This is a genomic window from Glycomyces lechevalierae, from assembly GCF_027622945.1.
GTDB classification, from domain to species: domain Bacteria; phylum Actinomycetota; class Actinomycetes; order Mycobacteriales; family Micromonosporaceae; genus Glycomyces; species Glycomyces rutgersensis.
Genome location: NZ_JAPZVQ010000002.1, coordinates 256461 through 276706 on the forward strand (window position 1 = coordinate 256461; position 20246 = coordinate 276706).

A 20246-nucleotide genomic window follows, 5' to 3' on the forward strand; every position below is an offset into this window, starting at 1 on the left:
CCACCCGCAGTGTGGACTGAGGCGTGGGGCGGCAGCAGCATTGCGTTAGAGTGAGCGGGCCTTCACGCCATCCCTCGAAGGAGTCACCCCTATGACGTACCAGCAGCCGCAATGGCAGCCCGGCCAGCAGCCGCAGTACCAGCATCACGCCCCGTACGCCCAGCAGCCGCCGCCCGTTCCGCCTTCCTATGCACCCCAGGCGTACCAGCAGGCGCCGCAGCATCCGGGAGCCGCGCCCTACCCGCAGCAGCCGCAGGTGTACACCGGCCCGCTGCCCGGCGGGGACCCGAAGGCGCAGGCCTGGAAGAACTACGGGATGCAGTGGCTCCTCGGCCTCGGCTTCCTCGCCGTCATCGGGCTCTTCGCGCTCGTCTACAACCTCGCCACCGGCGCGTGGTGACCCCCGCTCACTTGTCGATGTCGCCGACCACGAAGAACATCGAGCCGAGGATCGCGATCATGTCCGGGATCAGGCAGCCCGTCATCAACGTCGCCAGCGCCTGCACGTTCGCGTAGGAAGCGGTGCGCAGCTTCAGCCGCCACGGCGTCTTCTCTCCGCGGCTCACCAGGTAGTACCCGTTGGCGCCCAACGGGTTCTCGGTCCAGACGTAGGTCTCGCCGACCGGCGGCTTGAAGATCTTCGGCTGCTTCGTGTTCACCGGCCCGGCGGTGAGCGACGCCTGCTCCAGGCACTGCCGCGCTAGGTCGATCGAGACCTGCACCTGGTCGAGGAGGCAGATGAACCGGGCGTAGCAGTCCCCTTCGGTGCGCAGCACGACCGGGACGTCGAGCTGGTCGTACGCGAGGTACGGCTCGTCCCGGCGCAGGTCGAAGTCGAGGCCGCTGGCGCGCGCGACCGGGCCGGTGACGCCGTACGCGGCGGCCGTGGCGGCGTCCAGGACGCCCACGCCTTTCGTGCGGGCGGCGAAGATCTCGTTGTGGCGCAAGAGCTTGTCGAGGCGGACCATGCCGGTCTCGACGTCGTCGAGCGCCCGGTGCGCGCGGCCCTCCCAGCCGGAGGGCACGTCCATTTTGAGGCCGCCCACGCAGTTGTACATGTAGTGGATGCGGCCGCCGCTGGCCTCCTCGAAGACGTGCTGGAGGCGTTCGCGCTCGGTGAACGCGTAGAACATGGGCGTGATCGCGCCGATCTCGAGCGGGTACGAGCCGAGGAACATGAGGTGGTTGAGGACCCGGTTCATCTCGGCGAGCGCCATGCGCAGCCAGACGGCGCGCTCGGGCACTTCGACGCCGGCGAGGCGTTCGGCGGCGAGGGCGACGCCGAGTTCTGAGGAGAACGCGGAGAGCCAGTCGTGCCGGTTGGCGAGGAGCATGATCTGGCGGAAGTCGCGCACCTCGTAGAGTTTCTCGGCGCCGCGGTGCATGTAGCCGACGATCGGCTCGCATTCGGTGACGCGTTCCCCGTCGACGCGCAGCCGCAGGCGCAGGACGCCGTGCGTGGACGGGTGCTGCGGGCCGATGTTGAGCACCATGTCGGCGGCCTCGGTGCCGGCCCCGACGCCGACGATCAGTTGCTCGCGCTCGCTCACGGTCCCATCGTCGCAGCTTCGGGGCGTCCGGGGAAGGGTCGCCACGGCGAAGTTCGCGCCCGAGGTTCGTATGGCGCTGGTGGCGGGCTACTGGCATCCTTGAAAAGCCGACTATGGAGGTGTGCGCCGAATGGACCGCGATCAGATGCGTGCGTCAGAGTCCGACCGGCAGGTCGTGATGGAGCGGCTGCGGCAGGCGGTCGAGGAGGGCCGGCTCGACGTGCCCGAGTATCAGGACCGGGTGGACGCGGCCATGCAGGCGAAGGTCTACTCCGAGCTCGACGTGCTGGTCGCGGACTTGCAGCAGCTGCCGCCGCCCGGGTTCGCGGACGCCGGCCTGGAGCCGACGACGGCCATGCCGGGGGCGCCGCTGTCGAAGGTGAACCAGCAGATCCGCGACAGCGCGAACGAGGGCTCGCGGAGGTGGAAGATCACGGGCGTCGCGGTCGTGATCGCCGCGGTGCTGGCGCTGATCATGTTCGCGATCTCGCCGCAGATCTTCCTGTACATCGCGATCGGGATCCTGGTGATCCTGGTCCTGTTCGTGGTCGCGGCCGTCGCCGGGCTCTTCTGACCCACTCGTTCATCGCGAGGCGGCGCGCTGGACCGCGCCGCCCCGCGGCATCGTCCAGACCCCGGCGAGCACACCGACCCCAGTAAGGAAGCACCGTGACCGACAGCAGCGCGTATCTGCAGGCGTGGGAGCCCGACAACACGATCCCGTACCCGCGCGCCGAGTGGATGAGCGAGTACGCCGCCCCGGCCGCGGCCTATCCGGCGATCGACTTCCTCCCGATCGACATGTCCGTCGTCTTCACCGCGTACCTCGAGGACGCCCGGTTCGACCTGTACTCGCGGATCGACCTCGACATGGGCCGGGACGGCAAGCTCGAGCTGGCCGTCATCGGCGCCGTCCCCGCCGACAAGGACGACATGGTGTTCTGCCTCGACCTCGGCACCGGCCGGATCCTCCTCCTCGGCGTGGGCGACGGAACCCTCGAGCTCGTGAACTCGACCTTCAAGGCGCTCACCGAGTTCCTGTACCACTTCGCCCGCTTCATCGACGCCGACATGGGCGGCACGGGCCGCGCCCTGCGCGCGAAGGACTTGCGCGCCAAGCTGAAGCGCATCGATGCGGAAGCGCTGGCCGACCCCGAGTCGTGGTGGTCGGTCGCGCTGATGCAGCTGGAGGGCACGAAGGGGTAGCGGTTCACCGTTCCCTGATTCGCGCCAATCCGTCCACCAATCCTGCAACACGAGCCACGCCTGACCCTCTGATCGCTAGTCGTCACATCGTCGTACCCAAAAGTGTGCCCTTCACACCTATAGTCCGGAGTTGAACCTACCGACGGGCCGCCTTTCCCAATGGCCCCCAATCGGAACGGAACGACGATGGACAACCCCTTCGCGAACATCCGCGGCCCCGAGGACGCACGGGCGGCGCTGGCGGACTGGAAGGAACGCGCCGACCAGCGGGCAGCCGACGCGATCGCGGCCTCCGAAGCGGTGCAGGCGGTCACCGCGATCGGCGCGGACGACAACGGGATCGTCAACGTCAAGCTCGACTCCAGCGGAGCGATCGTCCAGGTCGCGTTCTCCCCTGACATCCGCCGCCTGCAGCCGATTCATCTCGAACGCCAGTTCATGCAGGCGTACAACAACGCCGGTCAGGCCCTCCTCCAGGCCGCCAAGGTCGCCGTGGAAGAACGCCTCTCGCCGGGCTCTCCGACCGCGAAGGCACTGGTCGACAGCATCAAGATGCGCTTCCCCGAACGCGAAGCGGAGGCCTGACATGAGCGACCACATCGACGTCGTGACCGAAGACCTCGTTACCCACGCCTCCCATATCGACGGGCTTCGGGAACGCTTCGCCGCGATCCAGTCCGCAATCGACTCCGTCGAGCAGGACAACGAGGCCTACGGCATCATCTGCCAGTTCCTGCCCCCGATCCTCGCCGGCCGCCAGGCCGACCAGAAACAGCTCGCGACCAAAGCGGAAGGCAACCTCGAACGTCTCGCCCAGGCCCTGCGCGACACGGCGGACAGCTACACGGCCGCCGACGAGGCCGCCGCCCAGGAGTACGAGCAGCTCCAGGGCGAGATCTAAAGGAGGGCATCAGCATGAGCGACCTCGTCGCCACCGAGTCCGACGTACCCGCGCAGCCCGGTGCCGCCGTCGCCGGGGCAGGAATCATCGAGTCCTACAACGGTCTCGCGCTGGCCATCGAATCGGGGAACTGGATCGACGCCTCGGTCGCCGGCCTCGGTGCGGCCCTGGAGACCGTCGGCGCCGTCATCGACCCGATCGGCACTCTCGCCTCAGCGGGGGTCGGCTGGCTCATCGAGCATGTGCAACCTCTGCAGGACGCGCTCGACATGCTCGCCGGGAACCCGGATCTCGTCGAAGCCCATGCGATGACGTGGGACAACATCGCGAACGAGTACTTCGCCATCTCCGCGGAGATGGAGGCTTTCATCGACGCCGACATCGAGTCGTGGGACGGACTGGCCTCCGACGCGTACCGGGAGAAGGGCGACATCAACGCCGACGCGCTCGGCTGCCTCGGCGGCACCGCCCTCTCCCTCGCCACCGCCACCCGCGGCGCGGGCGAACTGGTGACCATGGTCCGCGAGTTCGTGCGCGACTTCGTGGCCGAGTGCATCGGATCCTTGATCGCCTGGGCCGCCGAAGTCGCCTTCACCGTCGGCGTCGGCGCAGCCTGGGTGATCCCCAAGGCCGTCGTCAGGATCACCGAGTGGGTGGGCAAGATCTTCGGCTGGATCACCGGTCTCATCGACTCCGTCTCCGCCCTTCGCGACCTCCTGTTCGGATGAGGGAACACAATGAACCGACTCCTCTTCAACGTCGTCGTCCTCCCTGCCCTCATCTCGCTGCTGGGCCTTCACGGCCGCAGTAAGAAACGACGCCGGACGCAGCAGTCCGGGCAGAGCAATGAGAGCGACAGCCGCCAGGCCGAAGGCCTGCTCGATGAAGGCGACGTCGACCAGGCGAACCCGCCAGCCGATACAACCCCGACCCCGTCGACGAAACCCAAGAAACCAAAGCCGAAATTCAAGTTCGACGAAGCCGTGCTCGACCAGACCTGGGAGAAGCACCGGCCCGGCGGGATGTACGACAGCATGAAACCGCCCAAGAAGGAGAACGTGTTCCACCCGGACTTCACGAAAGAAGACCTGCGCAAAGCGCTTCAGGACGCCCAGGAGCACGGGGTGGAGCGGCCTCGCGGCGTGAACTCCGACGACCTCCTGCGCGGCGGGAACTACGTCGACTACGACCCGTACACCGGAAAGCAGACCGGGCTGCAGAATCAGACCGGCCTGCGCATCCCGATCGCACCCGATGGCAACATGAAGACCGCCTATCCCTGGGAGCTGTGACTGGAATGGAAGCCATGGACGAACGCCGCACCGACGTGCGATACACGCCGCATCAGGGGGACGCGTCGTGGTCGGCGGATTGGGAACCGGCGAATTCGCAAGGTGCCCCTGTCGGCTGGGACGGGCTCGGGGAGACCGAGTTCCTGTACGAGCAGTTCTGGGTGGATGTGGCGTTGGTGATCGGGGGCGTCGACTTCTCCCGCCAGTACCTGCCGGTGCTCGACTTCGCCCTGGCGTGGGCCTCCGCGCCGATCGTCCTGCGGGACAAACCCCGCATCGACCTCGCCTCATCGGTCGAGGCCCTGACCTTCCATGTCGGGAGGGAGGGCTCGACGGTCACGGTGCGGTCCAACGCCCACGAGGGCGAAGCCGAGATCACCTGGATCGAGCTCGAGAACTTGGTGGATGCGATGATCGAGCGCGCGTTCGCGATCCTTCATGGCCACCACCCCGAACTGCGTACCAACCCGTACCTGCTGGAGCTGCGGGAGCGTCTGGCGAACCTGGGCCGCTGACACGGCGGGTGAAGGTGCTCAGTCTGAGCGGGTGATGAAGGGCTTGGCGCGCTTGAGGATCCAGGGGCACCATTGGTCGTTGCTCCAGGCGCCGTTCCAGATGGGCGAGTCCTCGGGGTCGTCGGTGAAGCGGCAGCATTCGCGGGGCAGACGCCGTCGTCGACGTCGACAGGTAGCGGTTGGGGCCGTTCGGGTATCGAGTGCGGTCGGAGCCGAGGTCCCAGACCGTGAAAAGGGCGTGGCCCCTGGCGAAGTCGCCGAGCTTCGTCGAGCTTGGCGCAAGAGCACCCGCAGCGGCAGCGACAACAACTCCGACTGCGTCGAACTCTCCACTTGCGGCGACGGCGACGGTTTCCATGTCCGGGACTCGAAACTCGGCGACTCCTCGCCCGTGTTCGACTTGGCCGCAACGGATCTCGTCTCGCTGCTGCGCGCCGCGCGTTAAATGTGACGAAGCGCCCTCACGCCGCAGCCGCATCATCTTCGCCGCCTGCGCCCCTACCCGGTCGAGACCGACACGATGCAGCTCCGCACCGTGCCGCTTCGGACAGGGCGGCATCGTCGCGGCGAACAGCCCGATCCGCTCCCCCGCCCGGCCACGCGGAAGGCGTACGAGGAAAGGCTCCGCGAGATCGCGTTCGAGCGCTTCCTCAGGAAATCGGCGGGACTCGCCGCTGCCCATGCGTCCCACCGCAGGCCGTCCATCGCCGCCCGCGTCGGCGCGGCCTTGAAGCGGGCCGTCCTCCATGTCACCCGCACCTCCCGGTCCGCAGCCGCCGCCGCGCGAACCGGGGCGTCGCTCGGCCGTGCGTGATTGGATGGGCGCATGGCGAAGAAGAAGAAACGAGCACCTGAGACCATGGACTTCCTCGTGCTCGCCCGCACCGAGTCCGGGCCCTACCCGCACCCGGTCGAAGTGGCGCTGCATCCGGACGGCGCGAACTCGATCGCCGCGTTCTCGATCGGCCCGCATGCCGCGAACGCCGGCGGGCTGGTCCACCTCTCAGCCCTGATCGACCCGTCGAAGGGCGAGCTGAACCCGCAGTTCACGACCGAGTTCGACGCGGCGGACCTGCACTGGCTGGTGCCGTTCCTGGTCCGCCTCCAAGCCGGGGAGGACGTGACGAAGACGATCGTCGCGGCCTACCGGGAGCGGCACGGTTCACCGCCCGAGACGATGGCCCTCGCCCGCATGCGTTCCTGAACGGCCCGAGGCCTTCTGCCCTGGGAGGCAGGCGCTCAGACGGGCGCGCCGATCCACTCCGGCGGGTCCGGGTCGGGATGGAGGGCGATGAAGACGAGGTCGTCGTCGCCCGGCCGGCGCGGGTCGAACAGCACCTCGGCGGTGTCGGAGGTCGGCATCGAGTTCCGGCCGGGGCTGAAGCGGGTCGCCTCCCGTTCGGCGCCGTGGGCGTCGGTGTACCGCACCGTGACGACGTAGCCGATGGTTGAGCGCTGCCCCTGGTCGTTCACCGTGGTGCGGGCCGCGACTCCGGTGATCATGCCGCTCGCGCGTCGGCCCTCCACGAGGAGGCGGGAGCGGTCGGCGAGCTGCCGCCGCAGCCGCCCGTAGTGGCGGATCGAGTGGGCCACAACGAGACCGGCGACGACTACTGCAATGGCCGGGAGCCAGATGTCGGCGTAGTAGCCGATCCATCCGAAGACGCTCCAAGGCTCGTCCTCGTGGAACACCGGATCCAGTGCGATGCCGACCTTGAGCGGCGCCGTCCAGGTCGGCGCGTCCGCCACGATGGCGACGGCCGCCGCGCAGGCCGCGAGGGACGCCAGGATCCGCGGCTGCCGTTCGCCGCCCAGGTAGGCATCGAAGTACCACCCGGCGCCTATGGAGCCGATCAGGGTTCCGGCGGTGCCGAGGGCCCAGAGGTAGCCGATCGTGCCGAGGCCCCAGAACATCGGGAACGGCTCGCGGTCGTCGAAGGCGCTGTCGATGCTGTAGTGCCGCAACATGTCGGCAGTGGTGGCGATGGCGAGGCCGAGCAGGACCGCGCACGCGGTCATGAACGCCGCCGTGACGATCGCGGCGGCGAGGAAGCGCCGGTCTCCCGCGCGCTCCCGCCGTTTCGCCCGCTCCGCAGCGGGATCCGTGGTGCTCATTGCCGGCCTCCTGGTGGTCCGTCGGCCCCGGAGCGGTTCGCAGCGGGCCTCGCGAGCATCGCGCACCGCGATGCCCTACCGGTCACGGCTTTCGGGCCCCGGGTTCGCCGATCGCGGCGGCGGTCAGGCGGTGAGCTGGTCGAAGACCAGAGGCCACCAGGCTCCTTGGGCGAAGGCGTTGGGGTCGATGCGGATCAGGACCTCGCGGAGGGTGGCGGCGCGGGCGGCTCGGCCCTGTTTGCCTTCGTCGGCGTTGACGAACTGGGCGAAGTGGTAGAGGAACTCGATGAAGCAGCGGTAGTTGGAGTTCACCGCTTGGACGTCGCGGGGGTTGGTCTGGTCGAGTTGGAGGATGTCGCCGCTGGCCGGGTCGAGGACGTAGAGGAGGTTCTTGTCGTCCTCGACCGCGCCGACCACGATGAGCCGCAAGTCGACCGAGCCGTCCTCGGTGCCGAGGCCGATCGTGTCGTAGAGGCCGGGGCTGCCGGGGAGGTAGGCGGTGTAGACGACCTCGACGTCGAGGGGCACCTCGTCGCCCTCGGGGAGGGCGGCCTCCGGGAAGCCGTCGGCGAGCCAGTCCTCGCGCGGGTACGGGATCAGTTCGTCTTCTGTCCACAGTGCTGCGTACTTCGCTGCCGCGGGCATGCGGTCCTCCTCAGGTCAGGGGCTTTCGGGTTGCGGGAGACGGGATCAGGCGAAGCCGAGGTCTTCGATGAGGACGCGCCACTCGTCCTCTTCCTCGTCTTCGGGGGTCGGGTAGCCGCCGACGAGGTCGATGAGCTCGCGGTAGCGCGGGCCGAAGAGGAAGGCGTCGGCGAACGCGACCGGGTCGGGGGCGAGCCGGCTGGTCTCCAGCGACTCGCCCAGTTTGACGGCGTCGATGTACAAGTCGGCGTTGAACAGGTGCACCGCACCGGACTCGAGGTCGGCGCACAGCGCGTCGCCGTAGCCGACGGTGCCGAACTGGAGGAGGTTCGGGAGGGGGTCGTGCAGGTCCCCCGCCCTCTTCTTCGCGAGTTCGGCCAGGACGTCCTCGGCCGGGAGGACGTCGATGAACCCCATGCGGGTGCTCAGGCCGTCGAAGACGCGGTACAGGTCCGCCAACGCGGGCGGGAGGCCTTCGGGCTCGGCGGGTTCACCGAGTTCGTAGTCCCAGCCGTAGCGTACGAGCTCCCCCATGCGGGGACGGACGAGCGCGACCTTCGCGGCGAGTTCCATCGTGGACTGTCCTTTCAGTATCCGAGGACTCTGATGACGACGGGGGTGCCGTCGGGGACGCCTCTGAGCTGCCCGGCTATCTGGGAGCCGATGGTGCGGTTGGTGTAGGCGTCCATCCAGCGCAGGTTATCAGCGTGGTCGCGCCCGCCCAGCTGCAATTCGTGCACGTGGTCGGGGTCGAGTCCGTCGCCGGCGCGGTTGGCGGAGGTGCGGCCGCTGAACTTCTGGGCGATGCGCCGCTGCTCGGCCCGGTTGCCGCGGTGGCGGCCGGTGAGCTTGCGGATGGTCTCGCCGCGGTAGTTGCGGGTGATCTGCGGGTCGCGTTTGACGGGGGTCTTGCGGAGCTTGCCCTCGCGGCTGAGGCGCAGGAGCGAGTCGGCCTTCGTGCGGAAGTCCTTCTTGCTCATCTTGGAGTCGAACTTGATGGTGACGACCTTGGGCTTGACCTTCAGGGCGCCCTTGCCGGAGCGGAAGAACCGCGGGTTGTCGATGAGCCCCGCGATGATCTTGGCGCCCTTGGAGACCGATTTGCGGGCGGCCCGCGTGCGCACCCTAGCCATTGAGCACCGCCTCGATCGCCATGTTGAGCAGCTGGTCGATGAGCATCGAGGTGATCTGCTTGAAGATCGGGATCTCCAGCAGCGAGGCGCCGAAGGTCGCGACGGCGGTGGCGATGGCCTGCGCGATCTCGATGGCGAGGGTGACGAGCTGGACGATCATCTGCAGTTTGAGGGCGAGCACGACGCCGGCGGCGATCATGAGGCCGATGCTGACGATGTTGGAGGGCTCGGCGATGTCGGCGATGTTGCGCACCGCGGACTCGCCGTCCTCCCACTCGGAGCGGAAGGCGTCGATGTCCTTGCTGACGTTGTTGTCGATGACGGTGCGGGCGGCGTCCTCGAGCTGCTCGACGGCGCCGTTGAGCTTGTCGGAGAGGCCGGTCCAGTTGTTGCCGAGGTCGAAGAGTTTCGTCTCGTCGGATTCGGGCCAGTCGTAGCCGAGCATGGAGAGCAGGCTCGTGAGTTCTGAGGGCAGTTGCATACCCACTGGGGTGTCTCCTTCGTAAGGGGAGGAACGCAAAGGGTGACGAGTGCGGGCGCGCCGGCGGTCGGCCGGCGGAGTCGGGGCTAGAGGCCGAGTTCGGCGAGGAGTTCGCGGAAGATGCGGGCGGCCTCGCTGTCGGCGTTCTCGTGGTTGTCAGCCATCTCGCGGAGATTGACCGAATAGTCGAGGAGGTCTTCGATGTTCGTCTCGATGCACTCCATGAGCGCCTCCATGACCACTTGGTGCGCGAGGTCGAGGAGCGAGCCGATCATGTCGCCGCCGAAGGAGTCGGCGAGGCCTTCGACGGCGGACTTGAACTCGTCGAAGAGGCCCTGGACCATCTCGGTCGCGGCGTCGAGCGCGTCGGCGCCCTCACGGATCGAGTCGAGGTCGAGTTCCACCACCATGTCAGGCACCTCCCTGGAGTTTCTTCATGACGGCGCTGATCTGGGTGCTCATGGCGCGCATCTGGGCGAGGCCCTGGTCCTGGATCTTGGCGACGGCCTCGCCGAGGGCCTCCAGGTCGGGCGCGGCCGTGTCGGCCGCGAGGGTCTCGGCGCGGGCGTCGAGCGCGGTGTTGACGAGGGTGCGCAGCTCCTCTTCGAGGTATTCGGTGCCCTCCTTGAGGACGCGCACCTCCGTGAACTCGATCCGGTCGACGCGGCCGTTCGCGCCGAGGGTGATCTTGATGCGCCCGTCGGCCGCCTCGGCGGTGACGGGCGGGACCTGATGGTCCTGTTGCGTTTGCCTGACGACGTCCAGTTGCGAGCGGGCTTCCGCCAGTTGCTGGGCGATGGCGTCCTCACCGAACATGCCGCCTCCGGGGGGCTCAGTGGACTCAATGTGAGTCTCAGCATAGACCGGCGGCGCAAATTCCGCGTCCCCCGAAAATGCTTGCCTACCAGGGGTTTCGACAACTGTATTTACAGAGCGTCACGATGTCGACTCTGTCCATATTGGTGCGGATTCGAGAGTGCACTCGGGCCCCACTGGCACGCTTCAGGCACAGAGCCGGGACCCTCCCGGCGGCTTACTCGCCGCCGCCTCGGAACGCCGGGGCCTTGGCGGGGTCGGGGCGGTACGCGAAGGGCTCGTCGCGGTCGCAGCGCAGCCAGCCGTCGCGCACGTGGAGGCGCGCGACCTGGACCGTGGAGCGGCGCCCGCCGCCCGGGTGGGTGAAGTAGTAGAGGAAGCCCTCGTCGGGGCCTTGGGTGAGGGCCATGGCGTGGTGGCCGAGGGCTTCGTCGAAGGCGCGCCTGCCGGGGCCGGCGAGGAGCGGCACGGGCTGGCGGTGCCAGTGCTCGAGGTCGGTGGAACGGTGGACGAGGAGGCCGGACCAGCCGTCGGTGACCATCCAGTAGACGCCGCCGAGCGGGAAGACCGTGGGGCCCTCCTGGGCCTGGTCGGTGACGGCGGGACCGGTCGGGGTCCAGGCGAAGAGGTCCGGGGAGTCGGCGGTGTGGATGCGGCTCTCGCGGCTCTCGTCCTTGAACCACATGCGCCACTTGCCGTCCGGGAGGCGGTGGACGGTCGCGTCGATGGCGCGCTCAGAGTCGAGGTCGAGTGTGGAGCGGTAGGTCCAGGCCTCGAGGTCCGGGGAGGTGTAGTGGCGGATCTCGGCGGGGCCGGTCCAGTCCTCTCGGATGCCTTGGAGATACGTGACGTACATGTGCCACTGGCCGTCGTGGCGCAGCAGCTCAGGGGCCCACCAGGTGTCGCCGGGACTGGTGCCGGGGAGGACCGCGGTGCCCGCGTACGTCCATTCGCGACCGTCGGGGCTCGTGGCGCGGCCGATCTCGGTGCCGTGCACCCAGGCGACGCCCGCGTCGGCGGTGTTGGCCCGGCGCTGGGTGTAGAGCAGGTGCCACAGGCCGCCTTCGGGATCGAAGACGACGGTGGGGTCGGTGGGGCCGTCGAAGACCGGGTCGGCGAAGAGCGGGGCGGGGGCGCGGTGGTCGTCGGCGGTCGGAGGCGTCGGGCCGGTCGTCATGGTTCCTCCAAGAAGTCGGCGGCCGTGCGGCCGGCCCGGTGGGGTGTCGTGGCAGTGCGGTGCTTGAAAATCTAGCCAAAGAAAACGCTTGCCGCAAGTTCGATCAAAGTCGAACGGTAACCTTCCCAATCCCCCACCCACCCAGGGGACTGTCGGAGCGATCCTCCCGCGCGGGTACGACAGGAAACGGGCACGGCGGCGGAGACGTCATCCGAACGGGTGGTTCGAGGGTGGGGTTTCTCCCCCCGTTCCCGAAGCGCCCGAATCCCTCGCACTCCGGTACCGTTGGGTCATGGACCTCAACGCGGACCTGGGGGAGGGTTTCGGTCGCTGGGTGCTCACCGACGATGACGCGCTGCTGCGCATCGTCACGAGCGCGAATGTCGCATGCGGTTTCCACGCCGGGGACCCCTCGACGCTCCGCCGCGTCACCGCCCTCGCCGCCGCCGGCGGCGTGCGGATCGGCGCCCAGGTCTCCTACCGCGACCTCGCCGGGTTCGGCCGGCGCGAGATCGACGTCCCCCCAGAGGAACTGGCCGCCGAGGTGGCCTACCAGATCGGCGCGCTCCGCGTCTTCGCCCAGGCCGCGGGCGCCGACGTGACGTACGTGAAACCCCATGGGGCGCTGTACCACCGGGCCGGGCGCGACCCGGTGCAGGCCGCCGCGGTGGTCGAGGGCGCGAAGCTCGCGGGCGTGCGCGCGGTGCTCACCCAGCGCGGGAGCGCGCTCGACCTCCAGGCCCGCGAGGCGGGCCTCACCGTGGTCGGCGAGGCCTTCGCCGACCGCGGGTACCTGCCCGACGGGCACCTGGTGCCGCGCGGGCTGCCGGGGGCGCTGCTCGGGCCGGACGAGGCGGTCGCACAGGCCGTGTCGCTCGCCGCGGACGGTGTCGTGACGGCGATCGACGGCACGGTCACCCCCGTTGCGGCCGAGTCGATCTGCGTGCACGGGGACGGTCCCGACGCGGTGGCGGTCGCCGCGTCCATCAGGTCCGCATTGGACGAACGAGGCATCGACGTGGAGGCTTTCTCGTGAGCACCAGACCCACCGCCCAACGCCTGAGGCCGCTCCCGGCAGGGCCGCGCGGCATCCTGATCGACTGCGGCACAACGGCGCTCGCGCGCGCCTGCTACCGCTCGCTGCAGGCCCGGCGCATGTCCGGGCTGCTGGAGGCCGCCGACCTGGTCCCGGGCGCGACGACCGTGCTCGTCGACGGGGTCGACGAACCGGAGCTGCTGGCCGCCGAACTCCCCGGCTGGCCGCTCACGGAGGAGCCCGAATCGGCGGGCGAGGCCGTCGAGATCCCGGTCTGCTACGACGGTCCCGACCTCGAGTCCGTCGCGAAGCAGTGGGGCGTGGGCGTCGACGAGGTCGCCGACATCCACTCCGCTGTGGAGTACGAGGCGGCGTTCTGCGGGTTCTCCCCCGGCTTCGCGTACCTCGAGGGCCTGCCCGAGCGGTACCAGGTGCCGCGTCGCGAGAGCCCCCGGACCTCGGTCCCGGCCGGGTCGGTGGCGATCGCCGGGCCTTACACGGGCGTCTACCCGCGCTCGAGTCCCGGCGGCTGGCAGCTCATCGCGACGATGACCAACCCCGGTCGACTGTGGAACGAGCACCGCGAGCCCGCGGCGCTCCTGGTGCCCGGCACCAAGGTCCGGTTCGCGGCGGTGCGGGTATGAGCCACATCGAGATCCTGCGCGCGGGCGTCCTCACCACCTGCCAGGACGCCGGACGGCCCGGCTGGGGCCACCTCGCCGTGCCGCCCTCCGGCGCGGCCGACCGCCCGTCGTGGCGGCTCGCGAACCAGTTGGCGGGCAACCCGACCGGCGCCTGCGCGCTCGAGACGACCCTGAACGGCTGCACCGTGAAGGCGCACCGGAACGTCACCGTCGTGGTGGGCGGCGCACCATGCGCGGTCACCGTGGACGGCCGGCCCGAGTCCTGGGGCCAGCCGGTGAAGCTCAAGGCCGGGTCGGTGCTCGACGCCGGCCCCGCCGAGGTCGGCGTGCGCTCGTACCTGGCGTTCTCCGGTGGGCTGCACCCGAAGTCGAGCCTCGGATCGCACTCGACCTGCCTGCTCTCCGGGCTCGGCCCCGCGCCACTGGCCGACGGGGACACGATCCCGCTCGGCCCCAGCCCCGCGCACCCGCCGCTGCCGACCCAGTGGCCCGCGCCGTGGGCCGGGGTCGCCGACGAACTCGTCATGAAGCTCCACTTGGGACCGCGACTGGAGTGGTTCCGGCCCGACGCGGTCGTCGAGCTCGCGCGCGGCGTCTGGACGGTCTCCGAGCACTCCAACCGGATCGGGCTGCGCCTCGACGGACCCACGTTGCGCCGCAACGACACCGCGGAACTGCCGAGCGAGGGCATCGTCGCGGGCGGGCTCCAGGTGCCGCCGAACGGGCAGCCGATCCTCTTCGGCGCCGACCACCCGACCACCGGCGGCTACCCCGTGATCGGCGTCGTCGGCCCCGAAGCGCAGGCCGCCGCCGCGCAGGCCCGGCCCGGCACGAAGATCAGGTTCGCCCCGATCCCCATGCCGCACTGGAGCAGACGCGCCTAAGTCCGTCCTGCGAAGGACCGGGAGGCCTGCCCAGTACGGTGCGCGAAGGTGCGTGGGAGGGCGGGCACGCGCCGGGGAGGCACCGCAACCCCACCCGCCTGCCCACCCGCCGCCCGCGATGTTCAAGGCAGCGGCGGCGTCACCGCACTCTCGGTCTTGGCAGGGCGTTCCGTCCAGGTCTTCACCGCGAGATCATATGTCGAAGCGGTCGTTCGCCAATACTTCAGCCTGCTCCGAGCCGGGAGAATTCCTGAGGCCGAACAGGTCATCGATCACTACCCGGTCCACCACGTGCTCAGATCGCTGTGGACCGGCTCCGTCGAAGCGAACGCCGACGGGGACGAGGAGAGCGGCGGCCCTGCCCCCGCCGCATGGGAGCAGGACCTGTCCTGGCTCGGCGAACTCGATCTCGCGGACTTCCGCTGGGGCCACACCGGCAGCCACGTCGACGCGGCGATCACCTACCGGGGGCAGATCATCGAGGTGGCCTTGGGCTTCTGGCTCAAGCCGACCGACACCGGCTGGGTCCTCACGGGACCGGCCACCTACTGGTAGGACCCGCGAAAAGGCAGCACGATCCAGGCGTCGGCGCCATGCTCCCGCTGCTCCCGCCGGCCCGTCCCATGCTGCCCCTCACGTTGCCAGAAGCCTCAGCCTTCCAGCGCCTGGGCGAAGTCCGCGATCAGGTCCTCGCCGGCCTCGATACCCGTGGAGAACCGGATGAGGTCGTCGCCGATGCCGGCCGCCGCGCGCTCCTCTGCCGTCATCTTGGCGTGGCTGCTGATCGCCGGGCGCGTCACCAGCGACTCCACGCCGCCGAGACTGGCCGCCGCGTAAGGGATCTGGAGGGTCTTGAGCAGCCGCTCGGCCGCCTCCACACCCCCGTGCGGCCGGAACGCCAGCATCGAGCCGAAGCCGCCGTTGAACAGCTCGACGGCCCGCGCGTGGTCCGGATGCGATTCCAGGCCTGGGTAGTGCACCTCGGCGATCGCCCGGTGCCCCTCCAGGAACCGCGCCAGCGCGAGCGCGTTCTCGCCCTGCACGCGCACCCGGATCGCGAGGGTCTTGAGGCCGCGCGCGAGCAGGAACGCCGTGTGCGGGTCGAGGGCGCCCCCGAACAGGGTGAGCGTGTGCCGCACCCGCTCGATCCGGTCCGCCGCGCCGGTGACGACGCCGGCGACGAGGTCGGAGTGGCCGTTGAGTGCCTTGGTCGCGGAGTGGCACACCAGGTCGTAGCCGAGGCTGTGGGGCCGCAGCAGCATCGGCGTGGGGAACGTGTTGTCGATGATCGAGGTGAGGCCGTGCTCGCGGCTGAAGCGTGCGAGCCCGGGGAGGTCGCCGACCCTGATGAGCGGGTTGGTGATCGACTCGACGTAGACCGCCTTGGTCCGCGGGGTGAGGGCGGCCGCCCAGGCGGCGGGGTCGGCGGCGTCCACGAAGTCGAGGCCCCAGCCGATCCGGCGCGACTCCTCGGCGAGGAGCGCGTGGGTGCCGCCGTAGATGTTCCCGGCGACGATGATGCGGTCGCCGCCCGCGAGGACGCTGTGGAGGGCGGTGCTGATCGCGGCCATGCCGGAGGCGGTGACGACGGCGGCCTCGGCGCCTTCGAGGGCGGCGAGCTTGTCCTGCAGGTACGTCTGGGTGGGCGTGTTGGAGTAGCGGATGTAGTCGACGCCGCCGCCGGGTTCGATCTCGTAGACCGTGCCCTGGTAGATGGGGAAGACGACGGACCGGTCGCGGGCGGGCCGGGGTTCTCCGGCGTGGACGGCGAGGGTGTCGAAGGAGTGCGTTTCGCTCATGGCACCACCGTACGGGCCGGTCGGCCTGGGCCGCATCTGTCGAACGACCGGAACACCCCCGACGAAAGTCAGGGGTTCAGCGGCGTTCCTGGTCGAGGCTGGCGAGGTAGGCGTTGTAGACCTCGTGCGGGTCGTCCTCGGGGCGGCCGTTGGCGGCGGCGCGCTCGGCGATGCGGTCGATGCGGCGCCCTTCACGCTCCTCCGACCGCGTCCACTGGGCGATGAGCACGACGATGATGATGAGGCTCGGGATCTCGCCGAACGCCCACGCGATGCCGCCGCCGGCGCGCTGGTCGGCGAGGAGGTCGCCCGCCCACGGGAGCGCGATCTGGGTGTACCAGTCGACGGCGATCAGGTTGGTGCCCATCATGAGTGTGAGCCCGAAGATCGCGTGGAAGACGATCGACACGAAGTACAGCAGGACCTTCGCCGGGTAGGAGAGCGGGCGCGGCTTCGGGTCCGGGCCGATGATCACCCAGAAGAAGAGGCTGCCGGCGGCGAGGAAGTGCGCGGTCATGAACAGGTGCCCGAAGTGCGAGCGCATCGCCCACTCGAACATGCCCGTGAAGTACATGAGGTACAGGCTCGTCAGGTAGACGAAGAGGGCGACGAGCGGGCGCGAGACGAAGCGAGACCAGCGGCTGTGGACGGCCGCGAGCAGCCATTCGCGGGGGCCGCCGGCGCGGTCGGGCTTGAGGGCGCGGAGCGCGAGGGTGACGGGCGCGGCGAGCACGAGGAGGATCGGCGCGAGCATGTTCAACGCCATGTGCTGCACCATGTGCGCGCTGAACAGCACCATCCCGTACTTGCTCAGGCCGGAGGAGGTGGTGATGACGACGACGGCCCAGCCGGCGATCCACAGGGCCGTGCGGTACCAGGGCCAGGCGTCGCCGCGGCGGCGCAGGCGCACCACGCCCGCGACGTACCCGCCGACGAGGGCCAGAGCGGCCGTGCAGAACAGGACCGACGGGTACCAGTCGAGGGCGATGGACGCGGCCGTCATCGGTCCGGGCGTGGGGAAGCCGAGGAGGGCCGTGTTCGGGTCCGGGAGCTCCTCCGCGGGCGGGGGCGTGACCGACAGGGACGACGCGAGGCCGAACGCGATCGCCATGAGCCCCAGTTCGACCCCGGCGAGGCGCATGAACGCGCCCCGGTCGCCCGCTTCGACGCGCGGCAGGGAGGCGCGGCGGTGCGCCCAGCCGAAGACGCCGCCGACCGCGAGGACCGCGAGTTTCGCGAGGGCGATGCGCCCGTACGAGGACGTCCACAGGTCCGTGAGGTTCACGTTGGCGCAGAACACGATCAGGCCCGAGAAGCCGATCGCGGCGTACGCGAAGACGGCCGCGCCGGAGTAGCGGCGGGCCGCGGCGACCGGGTCGCGGCGGGCGATGAACAGCGCGAACAGGCCGCCCGCCCAGAACGCGGCGGCGACGACGTGGATGAGGAGGCCGTCGACGGCGATCTGGTGGTTGCCGTTCGACGCCGAGTGCCCGGTGAACACGGGCGGGACCGCCGCCGCGAGCGCGAGCGCGGCCGCGCAGGCCGCGCCCGGGATGGTGAACGCGCGCGCCGCGACCACGGCGGCCGCGATCGCGAGGAGCGCGGTCAGGCCGAGCGCCTGCCCCTGCTCGTACTGACCCACGTACGACCACAGGCCCATCGCGGTGACCCCGCCGAGCGGCCGCGCGAACGTGTTCGCGAAGTCGATCGGGAGGCTCGCGAGCGCCACGGCCGCCCACAGCGCGGAGGCGACGGCGCCGACGCGCAGCCACCGCCAGGACTGGCCGGTGAGGCGGGCGCGGTCCCCCTGGCGTCCCGGGAGGAAGCACGCGGCCGCGATCGTGCAGCCGACCGCGGCGAGCATCGCCAGGTCGTACCCGTATTTGAGGAGCCCCGCGGCCCAGGTGACGGCGGGGTCGGCGGTCGACAGGCCCGGCAGGTCGGCCACGTCCACGGCCCCGCCGAGGTCGAGCGCGATCACGGCGACGGCGAGGCCCGCGAGCACCGCCGCGCCGACGGCGAGCGCGCGCAGTCCGCGCCTCGGCGGCCGCCCTTGCCCGCTTCGGGACCCCGCGCCGCCGCCAGGTATGGTAGCGGCGGTGTTTTGGCTGGTCTCGGTCGATGCGGTCACGTAACCCAGCATGGCTGATTGTTCCAGCTCACGCCCCACCGGGTGGGGCCCAGTTATCTCCGGCAACTCCACGGCTCGCCCCGAGGGCGCCCATCTGTTGTGTCGGGCTCATAAGGCACGATCACGGTGCGCGGTTCGCGCGGCCGTGCATTGGCAGTCACGGCGGCGGCGGCGTCGCCGTAGTTTTCTATGGTGGATCGCGATGGGAATCATCGAAAGACGCGGTGAGATCATGAACCTGCTTCACGGCAGTGGCGGCGTGCTCGGCAACATGCACTTCACGCTCGACGGCTCCGACGACCCGTCGAACGTGCTGAACCTCATGGCCCTGGACGCCTATGTCTCCGGCGCGCAGCCCCACGCGGTGGTGCGGGCGCTGGACATGGTCGCCGACGACGTGGACCTCATTCCTGAGGGCGGTTCACTCGTCCGGTCGATTTCGGGGGCCTCGTTCCTGCAACTGGTGACCGGCGACGACTGGACGCTGCGCACGCAGCGCTGGCGCGACGGCTCGGGCCAGGCGGTCGTCACGGCCGTGACGCGCGAGCGGGCCGAGGAGATCGCCGCGTACCTCACCGACCGGACCGGTTCGGTCGAGGAGGTCGGCGAGGACAAGGTCGACATGGGCTTCTGGTACCGCTCGGCGCGCGGGCCGTTCCGGTCCACGCGGTCGATCAGCGCGCCGCGCTGGCCGGAGATCGAGCGGAACTACTCGTCGAGCGCCGGGTCGGCGCTCGGGAAGCTCATGGCGACGCAGGCTTCGGACGTGGCGGGGCGGCTCGTGCTGTTCCACGGCCCGCCCGGGACGGGGAAGACGACGGCGCTGCGGGCGCTCGCGCGCGAGTGGGCGCCGTGGTGCCAGGTGGACACGGTGCTGGACCCGGAGGCGTTCTTCGCGGACCCGTCCTACCTGATGGAGGTCATCATCGGGTCGGAGATGGACCTGGTGCTGGACGCGGACCTGAACCCGGACGAGCCGCGGCGCGGGCACTGGCGGCTCATGGTCCTGGAGGACTGCGACGAACTCATCCGCGGCGAGGCGAAGGAGGCGTCGGGCCAGTCGCTGGCGCGGCTGCTGAACCTGACGGACGGCCTGCTCGGGCAGGGGCGCGAGATCATGGTCGCGATCACCACGAACGAGCGGCTCGACCGGCTGCACCCGGCCGTCGTCCGGCCCGGGCGGTGCCTGGCGCAGATCGAGGTCGGGGCGCTTTCGGCGCTGGAGTCGAGCGACTGGCTCGGCGGGGACCCGGTGCGGGAGCCGATGACGCTCGCGGAGCTGTACGCGCGGCGCGGCGGCACGGACCCGACGACGACCGAGGCGCCGATCCCGCAGCAGCAGATCGGGCAGTACCTGTAGAGCGACGCCGTCGGGGCGCAGCGCTGTCGCGTTGCGCCCCATCGGCGTCTCGTGGGCAGGTTGCGGTGGGCGGGCTTCGGTGCGGGCGGGACTCAGCGGGCGGGATTCAGTGGGCGCGTTTCAGGGAGCGCGGTTCAGGGAGCGCGGTTCAGGGAGCGCGTTTTAGGGAGTGGAGTCGCGGGCGGCGAAGACCTCCCTCGCGGCCTCGACCGCGTTGATGGCGGCGGGGAAGCCGGCGTAGACGGCGATCTGGATGAGCGCTTCGATCACCTCGGCTCTCGTGCAGCCGGCGTTGAGGGCGCCGTTGATGTGGAAGCGCAGTTGCGGGGCGGCGTTGCCCAGCGCCGCGAGCGCGCCGATGGTGACGAGCTCGCGGTCGCGCAGGTCGAGTTCGGGACGGGTCAGGACGTCGCCGTAGGCGAACTCAGCGATGAACCGGCCCAGATCGGGGGCGATGTCCGCCAGTGAGGTGACGACCATGGGCTCGGCCTCGCCCGAGAGGTGTTGCAGGGTCTTCAGTCCGCGCTCGTGGCGCTCGTCGGGATGCTCCATTGGGGGTCC

The 20246-nt window shown here is 70.0% G+C and carries 27 protein-coding genes; 15 read left to right on the forward strand and 12 right to left on the reverse strand.

The annotated features are described in order from the left end of the window. The first annotated feature begins 91 nt into the window (after positions 1-91). A complete protein-coding gene (locus O2L01_RS04815; protein WP_270120725.1) occupies positions 92-400 on the forward strand; it encodes a hypothetical protein in 309 nt (102 codons plus the stop codon). A 7-nt stretch (positions 401-407) separates the two neighbouring features. On the opposite strand, the gene O2L01_RS04820 is transcribed toward O2L01_RS04815, so the two are convergent. Next, a complete protein-coding gene (locus O2L01_RS04820; RefSeq protein WP_344469307.1) occupies positions 408-1493 on the reverse strand; it encodes an NADH-quinone oxidoreductase subunit D in 1086 nt (361 codons plus the stop codon). 202 nt (positions 1494-1695) lie between these two features. Here O2L01_RS04820 and O2L01_RS04825 point away from each other — a divergent pair, with 202 nt between their 5' ends. The 9 genes from O2L01_RS04825 (at position 1696) to O2L01_RS04865 (ending at position 6668) form a co-directional block, all read left to right on the forward strand. Then, on the forward strand, positions 1696-2124 hold the full coding sequence (locus tag O2L01_RS04825; protein ID WP_270120728.1) for a DUF1707 SHOCT-like domain-containing protein: 429 nt from the start codon (positions 1696-1698) through the stop codon (positions 2122-2124). A gap of 95 nt (positions 2125-2219) precedes the next feature. Next, positions 2220-2756, forward strand: coding sequence for an SUKH-4 family immunity protein (locus tag O2L01_RS04830; RefSeq protein WP_270120730.1), 537 nt, complete (start codon positions 2220-2222; stop codon positions 2754-2756). Between the two features lie 186 nt (positions 2757-2942). Then, positions 2943-3341: a hypothetical protein gene (locus O2L01_RS04835; protein ID WP_270120732.1), complete on the forward strand. Its 399-nt coding sequence runs from the start codon at positions 2943-2945 to the stop codon at positions 3339-3341. Between the two features lies 1 nt (position 3342). Beyond that, the gene (locus tag O2L01_RS04840) at positions 3343-3657 is read left to right on the forward strand and encodes a type VII secretion target (RefSeq protein ID WP_270120733.1); all 315 of its coding nucleotides are present in this window, start codon (positions 3343-3345) and stop codon (positions 3655-3657) included. 14 nt (positions 3658-3671) lie between these two features. Continuing rightward, positions 3672-4385, forward strand: a complete 714-nt coding sequence (locus O2L01_RS04845) for a hypothetical protein (protein WP_270120734.1) — start codon at positions 3672-3674, stop codon at positions 4383-4385. A 9-nt stretch (positions 4386-4394) separates the two neighbouring features. Beyond that, entirely contained in the window at positions 4395-4949 is a 555-nt protein-coding gene (locus tag O2L01_RS04850) for a hypothetical protein (RefSeq protein ID WP_270120735.1), read from the forward strand. A 14-nt stretch (positions 4950-4963) separates the two neighbouring features. Continuing rightward, positions 4964-5464, forward strand: a complete 501-nt coding sequence (locus O2L01_RS04855; RefSeq protein ID WP_270120736.1) for a hypothetical protein — start codon at positions 4964-4966, stop codon at positions 5462-5464. A 238-nt stretch (positions 5465-5702) separates the two neighbouring features. Further along, positions 5703-5909 (forward strand): DUF397 domain-containing protein, encoded by a 207-nt coding sequence (locus O2L01_RS04860; protein ID WP_270120737.1) that lies wholly within the window; start codon positions 5703-5705, stop codon positions 5907-5909. A 381-nt stretch (positions 5910-6290) separates the two neighbouring features. Next, on the forward strand, positions 6291-6668 hold the full coding sequence (locus tag O2L01_RS04865; RefSeq protein ID WP_270120739.1) for a hypothetical protein: 378 nt from the start codon (positions 6291-6293) through the stop codon (positions 6666-6668). Positions 6669-6703: 35 nt separating this feature from the next. On the opposite strand, the gene O2L01_RS04870 is transcribed toward O2L01_RS04865, so the two are convergent. From O2L01_RS04870 to O2L01_RS04905, 8 genes are all read right to left on the reverse strand, one after another. After that, positions 6704-7579, reverse strand: coding sequence for a DUF3592 domain-containing protein (locus O2L01_RS04870; protein ID WP_270120741.1), 876 nt, complete (start codon positions 7577-7579; stop codon positions 6704-6706). A gap of 123 nt (positions 7580-7702) precedes the next feature. Then, a complete protein-coding gene (locus O2L01_RS04875) occupies positions 7703-8224 on the reverse strand; it encodes an SUKH-4 family immunity protein (protein WP_270120743.1) in 522 nt (173 codons plus the stop codon). A gap of 45 nt (positions 8225-8269) precedes the next feature. After that, positions 8270-8797: a hypothetical protein gene (locus O2L01_RS04880; protein ID WP_270120744.1), complete on the reverse strand. Its 528-nt coding sequence runs from the start codon at positions 8795-8797 to the stop codon at positions 8270-8272. 14 nt (positions 8798-8811) lie between these two features. Next, positions 8812-9357, reverse strand: coding sequence for a hypothetical protein (locus tag O2L01_RS04885; RefSeq protein ID WP_270120745.1), 546 nt, complete (start codon positions 9355-9357; stop codon positions 8812-8814). Further along, positions 9350-9844, reverse strand: coding sequence for a WXG100-like domain-containing protein (locus O2L01_RS04890; RefSeq protein ID WP_374727638.1), 495 nt, complete (start codon positions 9842-9844; stop codon positions 9350-9352). Before O2L01_RS04890 ends, O2L01_RS04885 begins: the two co-directional genes overlap by 8 nt. A gap of 80 nt (positions 9845-9924) precedes the next feature. Next, entirely contained in the window at positions 9925-10248 is a 324-nt protein-coding gene (locus tag O2L01_RS04895; protein ID WP_270120748.1) for a hypothetical protein, read from the reverse strand. 1 nt (position 10249) lies between these two features. Then, positions 10250-10654, reverse strand: a complete 405-nt coding sequence (locus tag O2L01_RS04900; protein WP_270120749.1) for a YbaB/EbfC family nucleoid-associated protein — start codon at positions 10652-10654, stop codon at positions 10250-10252. Between the two features lie 217 nt (positions 10655-10871). Then, the gene (locus O2L01_RS04905) at positions 10872-11831 is read right to left on the reverse strand and encodes a glycoside hydrolase family protein (RefSeq protein ID WP_270120750.1); all 960 of its coding nucleotides are present in this window, start codon (positions 11829-11831) and stop codon (positions 10872-10874) included. 292 nt (positions 11832-12123) lie between these two features. Between O2L01_RS04905 and O2L01_RS04910 the strand changes: the two genes are divergently transcribed. The 4 genes from O2L01_RS04910 (at position 12124) to O2L01_RS04925 (ending at position 14950) form a co-directional block, all read left to right on the forward strand. Continuing rightward, the gene (locus tag O2L01_RS04910; protein WP_270120751.1) at positions 12124-12867 is read left to right on the forward strand and encodes a LamB/YcsF family protein; all 744 of its coding nucleotides are present in this window, start codon (positions 12124-12126) and stop codon (positions 12865-12867) included. Next, positions 12864-13511, forward strand: coding sequence for a 5-oxoprolinase subunit B family protein (locus tag O2L01_RS04915; protein ID WP_270120753.1), 648 nt, complete (start codon positions 12864-12866; stop codon positions 13509-13511). The genes O2L01_RS04910 and O2L01_RS04915 overlap by 4 nt, the downstream gene beginning before the upstream one ends. Continuing rightward, positions 13508-14395: a 5-oxoprolinase subunit C family protein gene (locus O2L01_RS04920; RefSeq protein ID WP_270120755.1), complete on the forward strand. Its 888-nt coding sequence runs from the start codon at positions 13508-13510 to the stop codon at positions 14393-14395. Before O2L01_RS04915 ends, O2L01_RS04920 begins: the two co-directional genes overlap by 4 nt. 156 nt (positions 14396-14551) lie before the next feature. After that, positions 14552-14950, forward strand: coding sequence for a hypothetical protein (locus O2L01_RS04925; RefSeq protein ID WP_270120757.1), 399 nt, complete (start codon positions 14552-14554; stop codon positions 14948-14950). 95 nt (positions 14951-15045) lie between these two features. On the opposite strand, the gene O2L01_RS04930 is transcribed toward O2L01_RS04925, so the two are convergent. Both O2L01_RS04930 and O2L01_RS04935 read right to left on the reverse strand, forming a co-directional pair. Next, positions 15046-16194 (reverse strand): trans-sulfuration enzyme family protein, encoded by a 1149-nt coding sequence (locus O2L01_RS04930; protein ID WP_270120759.1) that lies wholly within the window; start codon positions 16192-16194, stop codon positions 15046-15048. A gap of 76 nt (positions 16195-16270) precedes the next feature. Beyond that, entirely contained in the window at positions 16271-18325 is a 2055-nt protein-coding gene (locus O2L01_RS04935) for a bifunctional copper resistance protein CopD/cytochrome c oxidase assembly protein (RefSeq protein WP_270120760.1), read from the reverse strand. A gap of 202 nt (positions 18326-18527) precedes the next feature. Here O2L01_RS04935 and O2L01_RS04940 point away from each other — a divergent pair, with 202 nt between their 5' ends. Then, positions 18528-19685, forward strand: a complete 1158-nt coding sequence (locus O2L01_RS04940; RefSeq protein WP_270120761.1) for a DUF5925 domain-containing protein — start codon at positions 18528-18530, stop codon at positions 19683-19685. 162 nt (positions 19686-19847) lie between these two features. Here the strand turns inward: O2L01_RS04940 and O2L01_RS04945 are convergent, their stop codons facing one another. Next, positions 19848-20237, reverse strand: coding sequence for a carboxymuconolactone decarboxylase family protein (locus tag O2L01_RS04945; protein WP_270120762.1), 390 nt, complete (start codon positions 20235-20237; stop codon positions 19848-19850). Positions 20238-20246 lie beyond the last annotated feature (9 nt).

Bases quoted from the DNA above. Each gene is read 5' to 3' on its own strand.
- O2L01_RS04940 (WP_270120761.1), top strand. From the start codon at position 18,528: ATGGGAATCATCGAAAGACGCGGTGAGATCATGAACCTGCTTCACGGC.
- O2L01_RS04905 (WP_270120750.1), bottom strand. From the start codon at position 11,831: ATGACGACCGGCCCGACGCCTCCGACCGCCGACGACCACCGCGCCCCC.
- O2L01_RS04885 (WP_270120745.1), bottom strand. From the start codon at position 9,357: ATGGCTAGGGTGCGCACGCGGGCCGCCCGCAAATCGGTCTCCAAGGGC.
- O2L01_RS04895 (WP_270120748.1), bottom strand. From the start codon at position 10,248: ATGGTGGTGGAACTCGACCTCGACTCGATCCGTGAGGGCGCCGACGCG.
- O2L01_RS04815 (WP_270120725.1), top strand. From the start codon at position 92: ATGACGTACCAGCAGCCGCAATGGCAGCCCGGCCAGCAGCCGCAGTAC.
- O2L01_RS04835 (WP_270120732.1), top strand. From the start codon at position 2,943: ATGGACAACCCCTTCGCGAACATCCGCGGCCCCGAGGACGCACGGGCG.
- O2L01_RS04910 (WP_270120751.1), top strand. From the start codon at position 12,124: ATGGACCTCAACGCGGACCTGGGGGAGGGTTTCGGTCGCTGGGTGCTC.
- O2L01_RS04900 (WP_270120749.1), bottom strand. From the start codon at position 10,654: ATGTTCGGTGAGGACGCCATCGCCCAGCAACTGGCGGAAGCCCGCTCG.
- O2L01_RS04840 (WP_270120733.1), top strand. From the start codon at position 3,343: ATGAGCGACCACATCGACGTCGTGACCGAAGACCTCGTTACCCACGCC.
- O2L01_RS04880 (WP_270120744.1), bottom strand. From the start codon at position 8,797: ATGGAACTCGCCGCGAAGGTCGCGCTCGTCCGTCCCCGCATGGGGGAG.
- O2L01_RS04945 (WP_270120762.1), bottom strand. From the start codon at position 20,237: ATGGAGCATCCCGACGAGCGCCACGAGCGCGGACTGAAGACCCTGCAA.
- O2L01_RS04825 (WP_270120728.1), top strand. From the start codon at position 1,696: ATGCGTGCGTCAGAGTCCGACCGGCAGGTCGTGATGGAGCGGCTGCGG.
- O2L01_RS04920 (WP_270120755.1), top strand. From the start codon at position 13,508: ATGAGCCACATCGAGATCCTGCGCGCGGGCGTCCTCACCACCTGCCAG.
- O2L01_RS04875 (WP_270120743.1), bottom strand. From the start codon at position 8,224: ATGCCCGCGGCAGCGAAGTACGCAGCACTGTGGACAGAAGACGAACTG.
- O2L01_RS04820 (WP_344469307.1), bottom strand. From the start codon at position 1,493: ATGGTGCTCAACATCGGCCCGCAGCACCCGTCCACGCACGGCGTCCTG.
- O2L01_RS04845 (WP_270120734.1), top strand. From the start codon at position 3,672: ATGAGCGACCTCGTCGCCACCGAGTCCGACGTACCCGCGCAGCCCGGT.
- O2L01_RS04855 (WP_270120736.1), top strand. From the start codon at position 4,964: ATGGACGAACGCCGCACCGACGTGCGATACACGCCGCATCAGGGGGAC.
- O2L01_RS04870 (WP_270120741.1), bottom strand. From the start codon at position 7,579: ATGAGCACCACGGATCCCGCTGCGGAGCGGGCGAAACGGCGGGAGCGC.
- O2L01_RS04930 (WP_270120759.1), bottom strand. From the start codon at position 16,194: ATGAGCGAAACGCACTCCTTCGACACCCTCGCCGTCCACGCCGGAGAA.
- O2L01_RS04865 (WP_270120739.1), top strand. From the start codon at position 6,291: ATGGCGAAGAAGAAGAAACGAGCACCTGAGACCATGGACTTCCTCGTG.
- O2L01_RS04850 (WP_270120735.1), top strand. From the start codon at position 4,395: ATGAACCGACTCCTCTTCAACGTCGTCGTCCTCCCTGCCCTCATCTCG.